The organism is Bradyrhizobium sp. 190 (assembly GCF_023073415.1).
In the GTDB taxonomy this organism is placed as follows: Bacteria; Pseudomonadota; Alphaproteobacteria; order Rhizobiales; family Xanthobacteraceae; genus Bradyrhizobium.
In genome coordinates this window covers 566,543-585,375 of sequence record NZ_JADPJL010000008.1, presented here as the reverse complement: position 1 = coordinate 585,375, position 18,833 = coordinate 566,543, and the positions used below count along the sequence as shown (strand labels likewise).

The 18,833-nt window shown below is 61.7% G+C and carries 14 protein-coding genes; 8 read left to right on the top strand and 6 right to left on the bottom strand.

Going from position 1 to position 18,833, the window contains the following annotated elements; genetic code table 11:
- Positions 1-104 precede the first annotated feature (104 nt).
- Positions 105-2,141, bottom strand: a complete 2,037-nt coding sequence (locus IVB22_RS06585; RefSeq protein ID WP_374207476.1) for an ATP-binding protein — start codon at positions 2,139-2,141, stop codon at positions 105-107.
- Positions 2,142-2,515: 374 nt separating this feature from the next.
- Here IVB22_RS06585 and IVB22_RS06580 point away from each other — a divergent pair, with 374 nt between their 5' ends.
- The 3 genes from IVB22_RS06580 to tenA all read left to right on the top strand — a co-directional run bounded on the left by IVB22_RS06580 (position 2,516) and on the right by tenA (position 6,413).
- Positions 2,516-3,907, top strand: coding sequence for an ABC transporter substrate-binding protein (locus tag IVB22_RS06580; protein ID WP_247516483.1), 1,392 nt, complete (start codon positions 2,516-2,518; stop codon positions 3,905-3,907).
- 302 nt (positions 3,908-4,209) lie between these two features.
- On the top strand, positions 4,210-5,628 hold the full coding sequence (locus IVB22_RS06575; RefSeq protein WP_247516482.1) for an APC family permease: 1,419 nt from the start codon (positions 4,210-4,212) through the stop codon (positions 5,626-5,628).
- 122 nt (positions 5,629-5,750) lie between these two features.
- Complete coding sequence (gene tenA, locus IVB22_RS06570) at positions 5,751-6,413, top strand: thiaminase II (protein WP_247516481.1); 663 nt, start codon at positions 5,751-5,753, stop codon at positions 6,411-6,413.
- 136 nt (positions 6,414-6,549) lie between these two features.
- Here tenA and IVB22_RS06565 read toward each other — a convergent pair whose 3' ends face one another.
- The 3 genes from IVB22_RS06565 to IVB22_RS06555 are packed head-to-tail and all read right to left on the bottom strand — an operon-like array spanning position 6,550 to position 10,369.
- The gene (locus IVB22_RS06565) at positions 6,550-7,572 is read right to left on the bottom strand and encodes a HupE/UreJ family protein (protein WP_247516480.1); all 1,023 of its coding nucleotides are present in this window, start codon (positions 7,570-7,572) and stop codon (positions 6,550-6,552) included.
- A complete protein-coding gene (locus tag IVB22_RS06560) occupies positions 7,569-8,378 on the bottom strand; it encodes a peptidyl-prolyl cis-trans isomerase (RefSeq protein WP_247516479.1) in 810 nt (269 codons plus the stop codon). The genes IVB22_RS06565 and IVB22_RS06560 overlap by 4 nt, the downstream gene beginning before the upstream one ends.
- Before the next feature lie 50 nt (positions 8,379-8,428).
- Positions 8,429-10,369: a DUF3604 domain-containing protein gene (locus tag IVB22_RS06555; protein ID WP_374207475.1), complete on the bottom strand. Its 1,941-nt coding sequence runs from the start codon at positions 10,367-10,369 to the stop codon at positions 8,429-8,431.
- A 348-nt stretch (positions 10,370-10,717) separates the two neighbouring features.
- On the opposite strand from IVB22_RS06555, the gene IVB22_RS06550 reads away from it, so the two are divergent.
- Positions 10,718-10,975 carry a hypothetical protein gene (locus IVB22_RS06550; protein ID WP_247516959.1) on the top strand — a complete coding sequence of 86 codons (258 nt, stop codon included), beginning with the start codon at positions 10,718-10,720 and terminating at the stop codon, positions 10,973-10,975.
- Positions 10,976-11,021: 46 nt separating this feature from the next.
- Here IVB22_RS06550 and IVB22_RS06545 read toward each other — a convergent pair whose 3' ends face one another.
- On the bottom strand, positions 11,022-11,873 hold the full coding sequence (locus IVB22_RS06545; protein WP_247516478.1) for an IclR family transcriptional regulator: 852 nt from the start codon (positions 11,871-11,873) through the stop codon (positions 11,022-11,024).
- 121 nt (positions 11,874-11,994) lie between these two features.
- Positions 11,995-14,160 carry an acetate--CoA ligase family protein gene (locus IVB22_RS06540; protein WP_247516477.1) on the bottom strand — a complete coding sequence of 722 codons (2,166 nt, stop codon included), beginning with the start codon at positions 14,158-14,160 and terminating at the stop codon, positions 11,995-11,997.
- 217 nt (positions 14,161-14,377) lie between these two features.
- On the opposite strand from IVB22_RS06540, the gene IVB22_RS06535 reads away from it, so the two are divergent.
- The 4 genes from IVB22_RS06535 (at position 14,378) to IVB22_RS06520 (ending at position 18,546) form a co-directional block, all read left to right on the top strand.
- Positions 14,378-15,073 carry a GntR family transcriptional regulator gene (locus IVB22_RS06535; RefSeq protein ID WP_249805046.1) on the top strand — a complete coding sequence of 232 codons (696 nt, stop codon included), beginning with the start codon at positions 14,378-14,380 and terminating at the stop codon, positions 15,071-15,073.
- A 65-nt stretch (positions 15,074-15,138) separates the two neighbouring features.
- The gene (gene oxc / locus IVB22_RS06530) at positions 15,139-16,869 is read left to right on the top strand and encodes an oxalyl-CoA decarboxylase (RefSeq protein ID WP_247516475.1); all 1,731 of its coding nucleotides are present in this window, start codon (positions 15,139-15,141) and stop codon (positions 16,867-16,869) included.
- 58 nt (positions 16,870-16,927) lie between these two features.
- A complete protein-coding gene (gene frc, locus IVB22_RS06525) occupies positions 16,928-18,205 on the top strand; it encodes a formyl-CoA transferase (RefSeq protein WP_247516474.1) in 1,278 nt (425 codons plus the stop codon).
- 203 nt (positions 18,206-18,408) lie between these two features.
- Positions 18,409-18,546, top strand: a complete 138-nt coding sequence (locus tag IVB22_RS06520) for a hypothetical protein (protein WP_247516473.1) — start codon at positions 18,409-18,411, stop codon at positions 18,544-18,546.
- The last annotated feature ends 287 nt before the right edge of the window (positions 18,547-18,833 follow it).

Below are 18,833 nucleotides of genomic sequence, written 5' to 3'. Positions count from 1 at the left end.
CCATGCCGTTAATCATGGACTGCACGCAGCGGACCCGATCCGAACCATCGAAAACATCTGCGGTAGCCGAGAACGGATCTCATTTGCTTCCCTAGCCTGCAATCTCATGCGGCTGGATTGGGTCGGACGTGCCGGGCTGGAACGCTCTCGTCTCGTTCCAGCGGCAGGGTAAACTGAAAGACGGCGCCCCCAGGTTCATTCGCGCTCGCCCACATCCGTCCGCCGTGAGCCTCGACCATAGACCGGCAGATAGCGAGGCCCATGCCCATGCCCTTGGGCTTGGTCGTGTAGAACGCCTTGAACACGCGCTCCATATCCGTCGGGTCCAGGCCCGGGCCGGAATCGCGAACCGTGACAAGCACGCCGCCCGCAGCCTCCCGCTCGGTGTTGATCCGTAGCTCGCGCGCCCTCGCGTCGATGCCGCCCATGGCTTCAATGGCATTGAGGATGAGGTTCAGCGTCACCTGCTGGAGTTGAGTGCGATCGCCATCCACCCCTGGCAATCCGGGCGCGAGCTCGGTCCGCAGCAAGATGCCATGCCGCAGCACTTCGCTTCGGGTCAGCGCGATCATTTCGAGGATGGCTTCGTTGAGGTCGAACCGATCCTTCCGCGGCGGCACCTTGTTGATGAGGGCCCGGATGCCGCTGATGACGTTGCCGGCGCGCTTGCCGTCCTCGACGATACGGCTGAGGGAGGCGCGGACCTCGTCGAGATCGGGCGGTTGGGCGCGCAGCCAGCGCAGGGCTGCCTCGGCATTGGTAACCGTCGCGGCAATCGGCTGGTTGACCTCATGAGCAATCGAGGCCGACAGCTCCCCCATCGTGGTGACGCGATTGGCGTGCGCGAGTTCCGCCTGCATGGCGCGCAGGGCTTCCTCGGCCCGCCTACGTTCGGTGATATGCCGCCCGACGCCGCGGTAGCCGACGAAGCGCCCCGTCTCGTCAAACACCGGCAGCCCGGAGACGGACACGTAACGCTTGCTGCCGTCGGGGCCATGCCGCGCGAGCTCGAAATCACGGAACGGCAGGTGGGCATCGAGCGTCTCCCGGTGCTTGCGCCAGCCCTCTTCGTCGGGCTCCAGGTAAGGCACTTCCCAGCGTGTCTTACCGATCTCGGAGCCCAACTCCGGAGCGTCGGCAAGGCTCTCCGCGAACTCCTGATGAATAAAGCGATGCTGCGCGTCGGTCTCCCAGTACACGTCGAAAGAGAATTGCACGAGGGTACGAAAGCGTTCCTCGCTCTGCCGCAGCGCCTCCACCGCCCGCTTGCGCTCGGTCAAATCGAGGACAAAGCCAACACCTTGACTTGTACCTTCCTCGAACATCGCCCCGCCGATCAGCACCGGCACGCGGCTTCCATCTTTCCGCAAGTACTCTTTCTCGAATGGTTGGGCAGCCCCGATCCGCTTGAGCTCTGCCACTGTACGCGCGTCGCGGTCGCGCCATTCCGGCGGCGTCAGCGTTGTCCGGTGCAGGCGACCCGCGGTGAGATCCTCCCGGTCGTATCCCACCATGCGGAGAAACTCGTCATTGGCCTCAAGAATGCGCCCCTCGACTTCCCAGATGATGATCCCGACGATGTTGGCGTCGACCAGGCGCCGGATCTTCTTGTCGCGCGCCACGAGATCGCCGTGAAGCGCGACGTTCTCCGCGATCGCTTTACGCCGCCGGAGCGCTTCGCGCCGGGCGAGTGCCAAAGCCACCACTGCCAGGACTGCGACGATGACGACTGCCGTCGCGATCAGCCAGGCTTTGCGTTGTTCGAGTGCCCCGGCGCGCCTCTCGTGATCCACGAGCAGGAAGCGCTCGTGGTCCACCATCTGGTCGATCTGCGATCTTATCTCGTCCAGGCTGCGGATCAGCGCCAGCGCTGCCGGCCCGGAGCTGGTTTGGGCAGTTTTGACGATGTCATCGATCTCGCGCAGCTTTGCTGCGACGGTCAGCGCCAGATGTCCGGCACGATGGTTCTGCAATGGATCGCCCGCGACCAGAGCCTGGAGCGCCTGCGCGTCCCGCCGCACGCTTTCGTCGGAGACGCCGTAGGCCTTGAGATATGAGGGGTCGAGCGTCAGCAGATAGCCGCGCCTTTGTGCCTCCACGTCGGCGATGATCGATTTCAGCCGATCCAGCGTCTCGAGCACCTGGCGGCTGCGCTCGTGCGCAAGACTTGCCGTTTGTCTCTCCTGCCAATATCGGAGGCCGAGAAACCCGGTTCCGGCAACCACAGTTAGAAGCACTGCGATCACCAGCGCCAGCGGACGCGCAAACCACCGAGAGGACTGGCTCAGAGTGACTGACATGGACCCAGGTCTTCGATGCTCGCGTGAGCGATTGTTTTCTGATGCCGACGCAGAGCATTGCTAGTATAATGAAATATAGCCACAGTCCGCGTGGGTGAAACGGGAACCGGCACGCTCTACCACTCAGATTACACGCAAGGGGCAAGAACGTCACGGGTAAGGCCCCGCCCCCGCGTTGCGAAGGCCAAGGCCGATCCGCCGGCAGGAGCAACCACATGGCTCCAGATGAAAAGTCGCAAAACGAAAATTCGCCGGGCAGTCCAGGGCCGGGTAGCCGGCGCAACTTCGTCAAGGGATTGGGCGCGGCGGGGGTGGCTTTGCCTGCCCTCGCCATATTGCCGCGGTGGGGTTTCGCAGAGGATGGCGCCGCGAGCTATGCCAACGCTGGGATAGATTGGAAACAATTTGCCGGGCAGACGATCACGCTCGCGGGCGCGATCCATCCCTGGTCGAACGCGATTACCCCGCTTTTGTGGGATTTCACCAAGCTCACCGGTATCAGCGTCGTTACCGACTTCCGATTGGAGACCACCTACCTGGGCGCGCTGCCGATCCAGCTCAACCGTGGCGGCGGCACACCCGACGTCTTCATGTACACGACCTATGGCCAGGGCATCTCGAACGGCTGGCTCGAGCCGTTGAACGCCCATTATTCCGACAAGTCGCTGACCGATCTCGGCTGGTATGACGAGAGCGACCTTCTTAAGACCGCTCGCGTCTTTCCGTTGTGGCGGGACGGCGAACGCTACGCCATGCCGATCACGTCCGAGGCGGTGACCTTGTTCATCAACGGCGATGCGCTGGCGGCCAAGAACCTGCCGGTTCCCCGGACTTTCGATGAGCTGCTTGTTACCGCGAACGCGGTCAAGACCAATGAGATGTCCGGGATAGCCATGCGGGCTCAAGCCGGTGGCAATTCGTCCGTGCCGGCCATGAGCTTCGTGTTCTCCTATGGCGGGGACATGGTCAAGGACAACAAGGCCGCTTTCGCGACCCCGGAGGCCATCGCGGCCATCGAGATGTTCGGTCAGCTGCTCAGTCAAGCCGGATCTCGTGGTGTGAGCGGCTACGAATGGTATCACGTGCTGGACGACTTCCTTCAGCGCAAGACGGCGATGGCGATCGACAGCAGCAACTTCGCTACCGACATCTCCAATCCAGCAAAAAGCCACGTTGCCAGGCAGGCCGTGTTTGCCGCCTTTCCACATGTCGCCGGTCGCACGTCCGTGCCGTTCATGTCGCACTGGCAGGCATGCATCAATTCCAGGTCACGAAACAAGCGGGCGGCTTTCCTGTTTCTGCTGTGGGCGACAAGCAAGCCGACCTCGCTGCGCTCCGCCGCAGCGGGGCTGGCGACGACACGCGTATCGGCCTGGTCGAGCGAGGGCTTCAAGAAGGCGTTCGGCGCCCAAGCCGCGGAGGCGGCGCTGACCAACTTGCAGAATGCCGATGTCGACCGCGCCAAGGCAATCCTTTTCCATTCGCTCTCGAGACCCATCCTGGACGCGTTCATGATCGGCGTGAATGAAGTGGTCTCCGGAGCGAGACCGGCGAAGATCGCGATGACCAACGCCGCCGAGAAGGCCAATGCGGCGATCCGCGGATAGCGGAGCGTTACCGCAGCGCAGTGCGGCGCGACATTCGGCCTCCATGATCGAACTTGAACGTTGTCGAAGTCAGAACGAACTTCGATGTTCCCGGCTACACTCAGCAAGATTTTGCCGCAGGCAGCACCTCGCCGGGCGCGGCCGTCAGTTCGGTCGCCACATCGCGCACGGTGCGGCCCAGTGCGGGTAAACGCTCGTCGATGAGGCGGCTGGTCCATCCTGAGAGGAATAGATGGCTATTGCAGTAAACCTTTGATTGTCGATACACTGAACGCGTTACCGGGAGCGAATAAGGACGTGCGATGACCGATGTCCCTGTCAACGCCGGCACTCAAGCAAGCGGCGCCGAACCAAGTCTTCACAGGGTCATGGGCCCATGGTTGCTCTTGCTGTTCATCGTCGGCGACATTCTCGGCACCGGGATCTATGCGCTCACTGGCCAGGTCGCGAAGCAAGTGGGAGGCGTGGTATGGCTGCCTTTCGTGGTCGCTTTTGTGGTCGCACTTGTGACCGCGTTCAGCTATCTCGAGCTGGTCACGAAATATCCCAAAGCTGCCGGCGCTGCCCTTTATACGCATAAGGCTTTTGGCATCCATTTCATCACGTTCATCGTTGCGTTTGCGGTGATGTGCTCAGGCATCACCTCGGCATCGACGGCTTCCCGGGCTTTTGCCGCGAACATGTCGAGCGCGATGGGGCTCAATCTATCGGGCTTTGCCATCACCGCTACCGGTCTCGCTTTCATGGCAATCGTTGCTGCGGTCAATTTCCGCGGCGTCGGCGAAAGCGTGAAGGCTAACGTCGTCCTCACCTGCGTAGAGCTGACAGGACTGCTGATTATTATCGTGATCGGCCTTTGGGCGATCGGGTTGGGCCAGGGCGATGTCTCGCGAGTCGTTCAGTTTCGTACGAGCGCGGACGGCAGCATGTTCTGGCCGGTGATTGCCGCAACCACGCTGGCATTCTTTGCCATGGTGGGCTTCGAGGATTCGGTCAACATGGCCGAGGAATGCAAGGATCCAACCCGTCACTTTCCAAAGGTGTTGCTTACCGGCCTTGTGATTACCGGTCTCATCTATGTTCTTGTCTCGATCTCGGCGATCACGCTGGTGGCGCCGGAGCAGTTGGGCGAAGGCGAGACTCCCCTTCTGCAAGTGGTCCAGCAAGGCGCGCCAAATTTTCCGCTTTGGATCTTCGGCTTCATCACCATGTTTGCCGTGGCCAATAGCGCACTCATCAATATGCTCATGGCCAGCCGCCTTGTGTACGGCATGAGCCGCGAGCATGTGCTTCCGCCAGCCCTCGGCAAAGTACACCAAACGCGGCGGACACCTTATGTCGCCATCGGCTTCACGACCTTGCTGGCATTTGCCCTGATCACATTTGTCGGTGAGGTGCCGGCACTTGGAGGCACCACCGCGCTTCTCTTGTTGTGCGTTTTCACGGTGGTGAATATTGCCGTCCTGGTGCTTCGGCGCGATCCTGTGGATCACCAGCATTTCCGCACGCCGACCATTCTGCCGATCCTGGGTGCCGTGTTCTGTGCCTTCCTCACGGGTCCCTGGACCGGCCGAGCCGTTGTTCAGTACCATGTCGCCGGTGTCCTGCTCGGGGTGGGCATCGTGCTTTGGCTCGTGACAATCATGGTCAACCGGAGGACCGGGGTGAAGAGAGCCGAGCCAGACATTGAACATTTAGGTCGCGGCGGGCCCGTCAACTAGGCGACGCAACAGGCCATTTTCCAGGAGCTCGGCAGAAAAGCGCTTCAACATGACTGGGTGGCGTGCCAAAGACGCTCCCTGAGAAAACCGCCCTTGCGAAATCCACCCTTGCGAAAGAGTTCATGAGTTTCTTCGAGCGACTGAAAACCGCAGCATCCGCCGAATGGCGCCTCTACACCGAGCACCCCTTTACGGAAGGGATGGCAGACGGTTCGCTCGCAGAAGCGGCGTTTCGTCACTACCTCGTTCAGGACTACCTGTTCCTTATCGAGTTTGCCCGCGCCTACGCCCTCTCCGTCTACAAGTCGCCCACGCTCGCCGACATGCGCGAGGCGGCTGGCGGCCTCTCGGCCATTCTCGACGTCGAGATGAACCTGCATGTGAAGCTCTGCGCCGGCTGGGGCCTGTCGGCCACCGATCTTGAACAAGCACGCCCGGCGGTCGAGATGCTGGCTTATACGCGCTACGTGCTCGACGCCGGAATGCGCGGTGATCTCCTGGCGCTCAAGGTGGCGCTCGCCCCTTGCGTGATCGGCTACGCAGAGATCGCGACGCGGCTCGCCGCGCGACCCGATGCGCTCGCTGCAGCAAACCCGTATCGCGTCTGGATCGCCGAGTATGCCGGCGGACCTTATCAGGAGGTCGCGGCGAAAGCGCGGGAGCACCTGGAAGCCCTTGCCGATCGCTATGCCACGCCGGCGCGCGAGGCAGAGCTGATCGCGATCTTCAAGGAAGCCACCCGGCTCGAAGCCGACTTCTGGGAAATGGGCTGGCGCGCGGGCTAGCGTTGAACGTTCACCGGCCGCGTACCGGATCGGAAAGCCCGGGAAATGCCGTCTCCAGCGTCGCCCGATGGAATAGCCGCTTCGCTCCCGAGCCGCGTGGAGAAACCAAGCAGGCGGTGCCCCGCAGGGCGCTTTGTTATGCGAAAAAGGCGGTCGTTCGCTCAACCAGCCAGTAGGCCGCCACGACGCCTATGGCGTAGCCGACCGCCACATCGAGCCGGTCAAATGCTCGCTGTAAGGGCGCAGGCTCCAATAGCCGGGACGCAGCGTAGCGTAGTAACGATATTGCCGACAACACTGCGGCGACAAAGATAAGCTGTCCGACCTCCACCCCAATATTGAAAAACAGCAGCGCAACGGGGATCGCATGTTGAGGTAATCCCACCTCCGCCAGCGCTCCGGCGAAGCCGAAACCGTGCAAGAGCCCAAAGCTGAAGGCAACCAGCCATGGCATACGCGCCGTCAGACTTGGCCTTCCGCGCCGTGCGTTCAGAATCTCGACCGAAACAAGCATAATGCTAAGCGCTATGGTTGCTTCAAGAGGCGGACCCGGCGCGTTCACGAAACCGAGTGTCGACGCGGCAAGGGTAACGCTGTGCGCGATAGTGAATGCCGTCACTGTAAGGGCGACGCGGGCCCAGCCTCGAACGAGGATCACCAGCGCCAGCACAAAGAGCAGGTGATCGAAGCCGAAAAGGATGTGTTCGACGCCAAGGCGCAGATAGGTTGCAGCGACCTCGCCCGCGCCTGGCGTGGCCTGAACAATGAACGTCGTCTTCGTCGGAGACAGCCGCTCGGTCTGTATTCCGCCGGCAAGGCTTTCGGCCCGAACGAGTACATCAGTCAATGTGGCCGACAAGCCCTCAATCGATACCGTCTGCCCGGCGAGCCCTCCATCCCGCCGAATGCTGCGGCGTTCGACGTAGGCCCCAGCGCTAAATGACGCCCGCGGCGGCCCTACGTCTTGAGTGCCCTCGGGCAGTTTGACGTAGATCGCGAGCCGCAATTCCTCCCCCCGCGCGGGAATCTTGAAAAGCAGATTATAGGCGTCGGGGCTGGTCTGGCGTATTTCAAGATAGCCCGGCCGAAGTTCATCCGAGAAGGCAAGTTGCGGCAGCAGCACCGTCAGAACGGCAAGGAGAAAACGGAAGCGATTCATCGGCTGACGGCCTCCGCCGCCTTTTCCCGAGGCGCCTCCACCACGATTTCGTAGCGCTCCCGCAGCGAGGCATAAAGCTTATGTTCCGCCTCAAGGCGCCGCGCGTTCGCCCATTCTCGGCGGACGGCTGCCCTGATATCATCGAGCGGTGGCAGGCCTCCCGACACCCGTTCGCTGATAAAAACGAAATGCTGCCCAAAGCCCGAAGCAACCGGTCCCTGCCAGCGGCCCTCTTCCATCGCGAGTATCCGTTTGGCAAACCTTTCACCAAATTGGTTCATTACCTTTGTTGCCGAGACGCCGCGAAACTCCTCGCCAAGCAGGAAGGGATCGCCGAGTGCCGTCGCATCTACAGCCGCGTCGGCGCGAGCCAGGATGCTCGCAATCTGTTTGCTATCGCTGTCGATGGTATTTTGGCGCCGCGTAGCACTCAGGAAGACGTGACGGAATGTGAGACTGTCCTCGGCTCTGAAGCGCTCTGGGTTGGACGCGAGATAGGCCGCAAGCTGCTCATCATTCGGCTCCGGTACGGACATGTCCTCGGCGAGAAATTCCATCTTCTGCCGCACGCGGCGTCGAATGACGGCGTCGTCGCGGTCCAGTCCGGCCGCCCTGCCCTCGCGGTAGAAGACCTCGTCGCGGATGTAGTCCTCAATCAGGTCCTGCAGTTCCTGTTCGCTCGGCGGTCGCCGCCACGTCCGCGCAAATCCGTCACCGAGGTTGGCGATCCGCGAAGCGGAAACAACGATTTTCTCGGGCGCCTCCGCGCTTTGCTTGCCGACCAGGCCGTAGAGCCCGAACAGCATGGCGCCAAGGGCGAGAAACTGAAGTAATGGCTCTCTCAGCAGCCGAGAAATCAAGGCGTGTACCATATCGGCGAGGTATAAGCGCGTTCGGTGGTCGTCATCGCGGCTTCAGCCGGCATTTTGATACCGAAGTATTTTGCGTCATAGGCCGTCCAGCGCGGCGTCGGAATTTCGATCACGCGCACATAGTAGAAGGCGCGCAATGCCGGATCGAAGTCGGGATCCTTCCAGACCGTGATCATCTCGCCCGCGCCGATCGTGTTGGTCCATGTCGCGTTCGCGACATCGACGGTGCTGCCGACGGATGTTCTGCTGCGGCCGTCTGCATCGATCTTGCGGTCTCCGGATACTGCGACGTCGTAAATTCGTTCCAGCGTCTGGCCGTCTTTTCCGACCCAGCCCTTGATGACCTGGATGCGATCCAGATTGGCGCCGATCGGATCCTTCAACGCGGCGACAAGGAAGGTGGGCGACTTTCCGTTTGGCGCGTTGTTCAAATCTCCGCCCATCGGCACGCCCTTGGTGTAGCCAACTCGCGCCGGCATGCGGTTGTTGGCGTCGGCCGCCTCAAAATCCCAGCCGCCGAAGAAGCGAACGGCCATGCGCGGCCCGGTGGTGGCATAGGTCTCTCGCCGCTTCATGGCGTCGAAAATCGCCTCGCGGGTATTTTCCGTGGCCCATACCGCGGCGTAGCCGGAGGCGGTCGTCTCCCAGCCCATGATGACGGCCTTGTCGGTCTTGACGAAGGGATGCGTCGCTCGACCGGCACTTGGTTCGGACGAAGTTGTCTTGCCGAAGAAATTGTCCTCCTCGACTGCCGCGAGCGCGGTATGAGCATCGGTGCTGCCGACCAGACCAAATTTGTAGGGATTTACGCCGAATTCGGCTTCCATCTTGAGGCCGTTCCTCAATGCCGAACGGACGTACTCGAATTCCAGCATTTCAGGCTTCTTCACTTCTGTCAGATCGAGGTTGCCCTTGTCCCAACGTTCGAAATTGGCGAACTCGTCGTTGGGCGAAAGAAATGGATGGGTCTCGCCATCGCCCTTGATTTGCGTGGCTTCATAGAGCGGCTCCCAACGCGTGCGGTTCTCCGCATATTCGCGGTCGATCCGCTTGCCATTGAACGACTCGATGATTGGAAACATCCGGCCGTTGCTCAGATTGCCGTTGTGTGCAAGCGCAAGAATTTCAGCACCGGTTTTTTCCTCAACCATCGCCATCCATTTCCAGAGATCGCGAGGATTTGGGCTGCCCAACGGCGGCAACGTGGTGAAAGGTTCGACGAGACTCGCCTTGGCTCCGTTGTCGCGCCAAATGATATTGCGATGAAGGTTGTTGCCGCCAGCGTTCGAGGTCCACTCATAGCCGATGAAAGCAGTGAAGCGGCCGGGTTCATTGGCTTCTTCCGCCGCCTTGATCGTTTCGCGCCAGGCGCTGCGATAGGCCGGCGTCCCCGGCGTCGGGAAGCCCTTCGGCATTTGCCCCTTGCCGAAGCTGGTAATGATATCGATAGCTGCCTGGGCACCCTTGCCGGAATTGATCTCGTCGTACCACTTGCGACCCTGCGGCGTCGCCAGCAGGCCAGCATCGCCGCCGATCAGTTGCGGGAAAAAGCCCATGCCGTCCGAATGATCCGTTACCACCATGAAATCCAGCGGGCGCGAAAGTTTCGCGCGTTGCCCGCTGGAAGCGATAACTTCCTCGCCTTTGGCAAAGCGATAAGCGTCCTTTGGGCCGAGCCGAGCGCCGAACGCGCCCGCGTCCATCGAGTAAGAGGTGTGCGTGTGCGTGTCGCCGAAGTACGGCCGTGTCGGGAAATTGCGTCCCGCATATGGCGAATAAGGTGGCTTGGTGGGGAACGCCTTATCGGCCGTCTCCTTGTCGAGCGTGCCGATGTCCGTGGTTTGATCTTCCGCGGCGACACTCGTGGCAAACACCGTCCCGGCGCAAACGCCAGCCAGCACGGCTCCGGACAAGCGCAACATCATCAGCGCCCCCATGATCTCGGTGAGTTATCTCGTCAGGGACATCCGATCGGTGCATTATCCGGCCAGAGCTGTCGGAGTCAGTGATGTCCTCAACAAATTTCACCTAACGCGATGGTAGGCTTTCTCCAAACCGCCTGGAAGCCCACGATGCCAGATCAGTTAGGGCAGCCACGCTGCCGCTTATTAGCTGCGGCGATTTCTCCAGGCTAGTTTCTCATAGTCCTCCGCGCACATAGGCTGTAGCTTCGGCGAAGGTGCGAAGTTGTGCACTGCCGGGATTGCGGATGCGGGCCGCAAAAATGGAGGCCATCCATGAAACGGACGACGAGATATCTCGAAGGACGCCGAATGAAGCTTTCGATCACGTTGTCGGCGCTGCTGATAGGTGGGTTCGTGGCCGCAAGTACGGAACAGGCCAGTGCCGTAGTTTACTGCCAATACGTTGCGTATCCTGCCGGGTGCATCGTAAGGCCCGGCGTGGTGCTGCGGCCGCGGCCGGTCGCGCGAGCCGTGGTGACCCCCGGCGTCGGCGCCGTAGGTGTTGGAGTCCGGCGTGGAGTACCGATGAATCGTGGCGGTCCCGTCAATCGAGTCGGCAGGCGCTGACAGCGCTCACCATTCGAGTACAGCGAAGATCTGAGACCGACGCTCTTCATGTGAGCGGTTTCGCTCCCGGCATCACGCCGCCGAGCGCGACCGTCAGCTCGGCCGCCACCTCGCGCACAATTCTCCCGAGCTCGGGCACACGCTCTTCGGTGACGCGCGAGGTCATGCCGGAGACCGAAATCGCCGCCAGCGGCTCGCTGCAGTCGCTGTAGACGACGGCGGCAACGCAGCGCAGCCCCATGCGCGCTTCCTCATCGTCGACCGCATAGCCCTGGCGTCGGATCACCTCGAGCTCGCGGAACAGCTCGCCCGGCCGCACGATCGACTTCTCCGTCAGGCGCGGCATGCCCTGGCGGCAAATGATGGCGTTGACATCAGCGTCGGAATAGGTGGCGAGCACGGCCTTGCCGACGCCGGAGGCGACCATGGCGACACGGCCACCGACCTTGGTCAGCGAGCGCATGATCTCGCGGCTTTCCATGCGGGTCAGGACGATGATGGATTCGTCGTCGACGACGGCAAGATTGGCGGTTTCACGGGTGAGATCCCGTAGCTTGCGCAGATAAGGCATCGCCTGCGCCGTAAAATTGCGACGGCGGGTGAAGGTGGCGCCGACCGCAAAGCTCTGGGCGCCGACATGCCATTTCGATTCGGTGCGGTCGAACTGGACGAAGCGGCGCTTCTCCAGCGTCGCCAGCAGGCGGTGCACGGTCGAGGTCGAGAGCCCCGTGCGAACCGCGAGATCGGTGAGCCGATAGCCCTCGTCATCTTCGGCCAGCACTTCGATGATGGAGAGCGCGCGGTCGACCGACTGGACGCCGCCATCCCTGGAATCGGAATCATTGTCGGCGCCGGATTTCGGCTCGACCGGTTTGCGCCGGATCACGTTTCGCTTCATCGCGACCTGCCTCTATCGGGTATCAGACCGTGAGCCGCTGAATTCCTGGCAATTTCGCTTCATGTCGAGCGTCAAAAGAAAATGCCGCTTCGGCGAACCGAAGCGGCATCGATCGTCTAACTCAGAGCAGGCCCGCGCCGCGCGCCCACTTGTACTTGGCGCCCAACACTTCGACCGGCAACTCGGTCGAATAGGCATAGGCCGGGATGCCGTTCTGGTAGAGATATTCGGCGGCCTCCTCGACCTCGACGTCGCCGGCGAGCGAGGCGACGATCGGCTTCACAAAACCCTTGGCCTCCATCTCCTTCTTCACCTCGACCATGTTGCGGGCGAACACCATCGGCGGCGTGACGATGGTGTGCCAGTAGCCGAGGATCAGCGAATGGATCCGCTCGTCCGACAGGCCGAGCTTGACCGTGTTGACATAGGTGATCGGCGGCTCGCCACCGGTGATGTCAACCGGATTTCCAGCCGCGCCGAACGGCGGAATGAACTTGCGGAACGCGGCATCGAGGTCCGGCGGCATCGTCATCAGCGACAGGCCGTTGTCGACCACCGAGTCCGAGAGCAGCACGCCCGAGCCGCCCGCACCGGTGATGATCAGGATGTTCTCGCCCTTCGGCGTCGGCAGCACCGGCACGCCGCGGGCGAATTCGAGCAATTGCCGCAGGGACCGGGCGCGGATCACGCCGGACTGGGCGAACACGTCCTCATAGATCTTGTCGTTGCCGGCGAGCGCGCCGGTATGCGACGAGGCAGCCTTGGCACCGGCCGATGTGCGGCCCGCCTTCAGCACGACCACCGGCTTCTTCTTGGAGACCCGCTTGGCGGCCTCCGCAAAGGCGCGGCCGTCTTTCAGGTCTTCGCAGTGCTGCGCGATGATCGCGGTGTTCGGATCCTGCTCGAAGAAGGCGAGCAGATCGTCCTCGTCGATGTCGGACTTGTTGCCGAGGCCGACGATCGCGGAGACGCCCATCTCGGCCGAGCGCGAGAAGCCGATGATCGCCATGCCGATGCCGCCGGACTGCGACGACAGCGCCGCCGAACCCTTGACGTCGTAGGCGGTGCAGAAAGTCGCGCAGAGATTGGCGGGCGTATAATAGAAGCCGTAGATGTTCGGTCCCATCAGGCGGATGTTGTACTTCTTGCCGACTTCGACGATTTCAGCCTGCAATTCGGGGGCGCCTGCTTCGGCAAAGCCCGACGGAATCAGAACCGCGCCTGGAATTTTCTTCTCGCCGCATTCGGCCAGCGCACCGGCAACGAACTTCGCGGGGATCGCAAACACCGCCGTGTCGATCACACCGGGGACATCCTTGACGCTCTTGTAGGCCTTGTAGCCCAGGATCTCGGCGGCCTTCGGGTGGATCGGATAGATCTCGCCCTTGTAGCCGCCGTTGATCAGGTTCTTCATCACGGAGTTGCCGATCTTGCCGTCCTCGGCGGAGGCGCCGATCACGGCGACGCCCACCGGCTGCATGATGCGGTTCATCGCGGCAACGATTTCGCCGGTTGGGCGCGGCGCCGGGCGCGGCTTGTAATCGAAATCGACGACGATGCGCACGTCGGCGGCGATCGCGTCCTTCTTGGTGGCGAATACGGGATTGAGGTCGAGTTCGACGATTTCGGGGAAATCGCTGACGAGCTGCGATACCTTGACGATGATTTCGGCGAGTGCCTCACGAGAGACCGGATCGCCGCCGCGCACGCCCTTCAGCATGTCATGGGCCTGGATGCCGTCGAGCATCGACAGGGCATCGTCCTTGGTCGCGGGCGCGAGGCGGAAGGTGATGTCCTTCAGCACTTCGACCAGCACGCCGCCGAGGCCGAACGCCACCAGCTTGCCAAACGAGCCGTCGGTAATGGAACCGACGATGACCTCGGTGCCGCCGGCCAGCATCTGCTGGACCTGGATGCCCTCGATCTTGGCGTCAGCCTTATACTTCTTCGCATTTGCGAGAATAGTCTCGTAGGTCTTTTCCGCATCGGCCGCGGTCTTGACGCCGACCACGACGCCGCCGGCTTCGGTCTTGTGCAGAATGTCCGGCGAGACGATCTTCATCACCACCGGAAAGCCCATGGTCGACGCCAGCTTGGATGCTTCAGCGGCGGACTTCGCCACGCCTTCCTTCGGAACCGGGATGCCGTAGGCGTCGCACACCACCTTGCCTTCCGGCGCGGTGAGGCTGGTGCGCTTTTCAGCCTTCACCGTATTGAGCACCTGGCGGACAGCCTCTTTGGCGCTCGGCTCGGCGATCTTGCGGGCCGCATCTGCAGAATTTGACATTGGCTTCCTCCTGGGGCTAATTTTATGGCATTTGGTATGCCAGAGATCAGATTGTCAAGTCAAAGTATCGCGCGGAAATAGCGAAAACAAAGGCATCTTGACATTCTGGTATTTGGTATGCCAAAAATATTCGAGCATTTCTTCTGCTAAGAAGACGTCTCCAACAGGGAGGAGACGAGTCGTGCCCGAACGAAAACAAACCAAGGCGCCGCCTGTCATGGCTGAGGCTGATATTACAATCGTCCGGATTGCGCCCGAGACGAGCTTCAAGAACAAGGCCTACGAGGCCTTGAAGGAAGCTATTCTCAAGATGGACATCTATGCGACGCCCGAGCAGGTGATGCTCGACGAGCGCGCGCTGTCCGAACGCCTCGGCGTCAGCCGCACCCCTATTCGCGAAGCCATCGCGATGCTGGAGCAGGACGGCTTCGTCAAAACCGTGCCGCGTCGCGGCATCGTGGTGGTCCGCCGCACCAAGACCGAAATCGTGGACATGATCCGCGCCTGGGCCGCGCTCGAAAGCATGGCCGCACGCCTGATCACGACCACCGCGCGCAAGAAGGACATCACGGCGCTGCGCGATTTCTTCAAGGATTTCGGCAAGGACCGGCTGCCGCAGGATCATGTCGAGGAATATTCCAAGGCCAATATCGCGTTCCATCAGGCGCTGATCTCGCTGTCGGAGTCGCCGGTGCTGGTCGATATGACCAACGATATCCTGCTGCACGTGCGCGGCTACCGGCAATTGACCATCGGACGGAAGGATCGCACCGCGACCTCCCTGCCCGAGCATCTGGCGATCATCGAGGCGCTGGAAGCACGCGACACCGAACTCGCCGAGAAACGCGCGCGCGACCACACGCTGGGCCTTGCCGCCTACGTCGAAGCGCACGGGCAGGAACTGTTTAACTAGACGTACCTTCGCACCAGAAGACGACGAAAAATCGTCCGAACCAAAACGATCAGGGAGATGAGCCCATGCTGAATACCGCGACCAAATCCGAAGCACCGGGCACCGAGCAAGAGCTGACGGATGGCTTTCATCTCGTCATCGACGCACTCAAGCTCAACGGCATCAACACCATCTATGGTGTGCCGGGCATCCCGATCACGGATCTTGGACGCATGATGCAGGCCGAAGGCATTCGCGTGCTCTCGTTCCGCCACGAGCAGAATGCCGGCTACGCCGCTTCGATTGCCGGCTACCTAACCAAGAAACCGGGCGTCTGCCTCACCGTTTCGGCGCCCGGTTTCCTCAACGGCCTCACTGCGCTGGCCCACGCCACCACCAACTGCTTCCCGATGATCCTGATTTCAGGCTCTTCCGAACGCGAGATCGTTGACCTGCAGCAGGGCGACTATGAAGAGATGGACCAGCTTGCGATCGCCAAGCCGCTCTGCAAGGCGGCCTTCCGCGTCCTGCACGCCGCCGACATCGGCATTGGCCTGGCGCGCGCGATCCGTGCCGCCGTCTCGGGCCGCCCGGGCGGCGTTTATCTCGACCTGCCGGCAAAACTTTTCGGTCAGGTGATGGATGCGGCTGCCGGCGCGAAGTCGCTGGTGAAGGTGATCGACGCAGCGCCCGCCCAGATCCCTGCCCCGTCAGCGGTCAAGCGCGCGCTCGACGTGCTCAAGGGTGCGAAACGCCCCCTCATCATTCTCGGCAAGGGTGCGGCCTATGCGCAGGCCGACGATGAGATCCGCGCCTTCGTCGAAAAGACCGGCGCCCCGTTCCTGCAGATGAGCATGGCCAAGGGCCTCTTGCCCGACACCCATGCGCAGTCGGCCGGTGCGGCGCGCTCGACCGTGCTGAAGGACGCCGACGTCGTCATGCTGATCGGCGCCCGCCTCAACTGGCTGTTGTCGCACGGCAAGGGCAAGACTTGGGGCGATGCCCCGAAGAAATTCATCCAGATCGACATCGAGCCGAAGGAAATGGATTCCAACGTCGAGATCGTGGCACCCGTGGTCGGCGATATCGGCTCCTGCGTGTCCGCCCTGCTCGAAGGCATGGGCGGCAGCTGGTCCGCCGCGCCGGCCGACTGGGTCAATACCGTCAACAAGAAGCGTGACGACAACGTCGCCAAGATGGCGCCGAAGCTGATGAGCAACGCCTCGCCGATGGATTATCACGGCGCACTCGGCGCACTGCGCACCATCATCAAGGAGCGGCCCGACGCCATCCTCGTCAACGAAGGTGCCAATACGCTCGACCTCGCCCGCGGCGTCATCGACATGTACAAGCCGCGCAAGCGCCTCGACGTCGGCACCTGGGGCGTGATGGGCATCGGCATGGGCTATTCGATCGCAGCCGCCGTCGAAACCGGCAAGCCGGTGCTCGCGATCGAGGGCGACTCGGCCTTCGGTTTCTCCGGCATGGAGATCGAGACCATCTGCCGTTACCAGCTTCCGGTCTGCATCGTCATCTTCAACAATGACGGCATCTATCGCGGCACCGACGTCAATTCGGGCGGTTCGGATCCGGCGACGACGGTATTCGTCAAGGGCTCGCGCTACGACAAGATGATGGAAGCCTTCGGCGGCGTCGGCATCAACGCCACCTCGCCCGACGAGCTGAAGCGCGCCGTCAACGCCGCGATGGATTCCGGCAAGCCGACGCTCATCAATGCCGTGATCGATCCGGCAGCCGGTTCCGAGAGCGGCCGCATCGGCAATCTCAATCCACAGAGCGTTTTGAAGAAGAAATAACCGACTTCAAATCATTCATCCTGCACACGCAGCACAGACACAGTACGGAGCATAGACGATGACAAAGGCGCTCAAGGGCGTTCGTATTCTTGATTTCACCCACGTTCAGTCGGGTCCGACCTGCACGCAATTGCTGGCCTGGTTCGGCGCCGACGTGATCAAGGTCGAGCGCCCCGGCGTCGGCGACATCACGCGTGGCCAGTTGCAGGACATCCCCAATGTGGACAGCCTGTATTTCACCATGCTCAACCACAACAAGCGTTCGATCACGCTCGACACCAAGAACCCGAAGGGCAAGGAAGTCCTCACCGCGCTGATCAAGACCTGCGACGTGCTGGTGGAAAACTTCGGCCCCGGCGTGCTCGACCGCATGGGCTTCCCCTGGGAGAAGATCCACAGCATCAACCCGAAGATGATCGTGGCCTCGATCAAGGGCTTCGGCCCCGGGCCTTACGAAGACTGCAAGGTCTATGAGAACGTCGCCCAGTGCACCGGCGGCGCGGCCTCGACCACCGGCTTCCGCGATGGCCTGCCGCTCGTCACCGGCGCACAGATCGGCGACAGCGGCACCGGCCTGCACCTCGCGCTCGGCATCGTCACCGCACTCTATCAGCGCACCATGACCGGCCAGGGCCAGCGGGTCACCGCCGCGATGCAGGACGGCGTGTTGAATCTTGCCCGCGTCAAACTGCGCGACCAGCAGCGCCTCGCCCATGGTCCCTTGAAGGAATACAGCCAGTTCGGCGAAGGCATTCCGTTCGGCGAAGCCGTGCCGCGCGCCGGCAACGATTCCGGCGGCGGCCAGCCCGGCCGCATCCTGAAGTGCAAGGGCTGGGAGACCGATCCGAACGCCTACATCTACTTCATCACCCAGGCGCCGGTGTGGGAGAAGATCTGCGACGTCATCGGCGAGCCCACCTGGAAGACCGATGCGAACTACGCCAAGCCGGCGGCCCGGCTGCCGCGGCTGAACGAAATCTTCGCGCGCATCGAACAGTGGACGATGACCAAGACAAAGTTCGAGGCGATGGAAATCCTCAACAAGGACGACATCCCCTGCGGCCCGATCCTGTCGATGAAGGAGATTGCCGAAGACCAGTCGCTGCGCGCGACCGGCACCGTGGTCGAGGTCGATCATCCGACCCGCGGCAAGTACATTTCGGTCGGCAATCCGATCAAGCTGTCGGACTCACCGAGCGAAGTGACGCGTTCGCCGCTGCTCGGCGAGCACACCGATGAGATCCTGCGCCAGGTTCTCGGCTTCAGCGATCATCAGGTGGCGGAAATCCACGATTCCGGCGCGCTCGATCCGCCGCGGAAGCAGGCGGCCGAATAGGTCTGCTTGTACTCCGAATACAAAGGCCGCCGGGTTCCGGCGGCCTTTTTTGTTCTGGAGTGCCAGCGGCGCTGGTCGACTTGCTGCATTGCACACGCACAATGCTGCTCCGCAAACAAAGCGATTGTTTCTGGTATCTGGTATACGTAAATTCCCCTTCAGATCAGAAGCGGACTGCTCCGCCACTTCAGAAAGGGAACTTCATGTCCAAGACTGCGTCTATCGACCTCCTGCCCACCAGCACCCTGTTCGGCCACCTGATGGCCTCGATCGACCGCTTTCTGACCGCAAGCAGCCGGATCGCCATTCGCAACGGCGACCTCCCCTATTTCGGTCTCTGATACTGATTTTGGCAGGCTCGGACGTCAGTTCCGCTCCCTGCCCTGCAAGCAAACTGAACACCTTCCGACTAATGGCCCCGGTTCCCGGGGCCATTTTCATTTGGACGCGCGCATAGCTGGAGTTATAGGCAACTGCGACAAATTGGCCGGCCGGCCCCGCGCGACCAAAAACCATTTGCATGCTGGCATATCATATACAAGAATGGTTCCAGAGACGCTCGTATCAATAAGCAAGGAGCGCATGAGGGGATGGGAAACGTGCAGTCCTCAGGGACAGCAAACGCGAC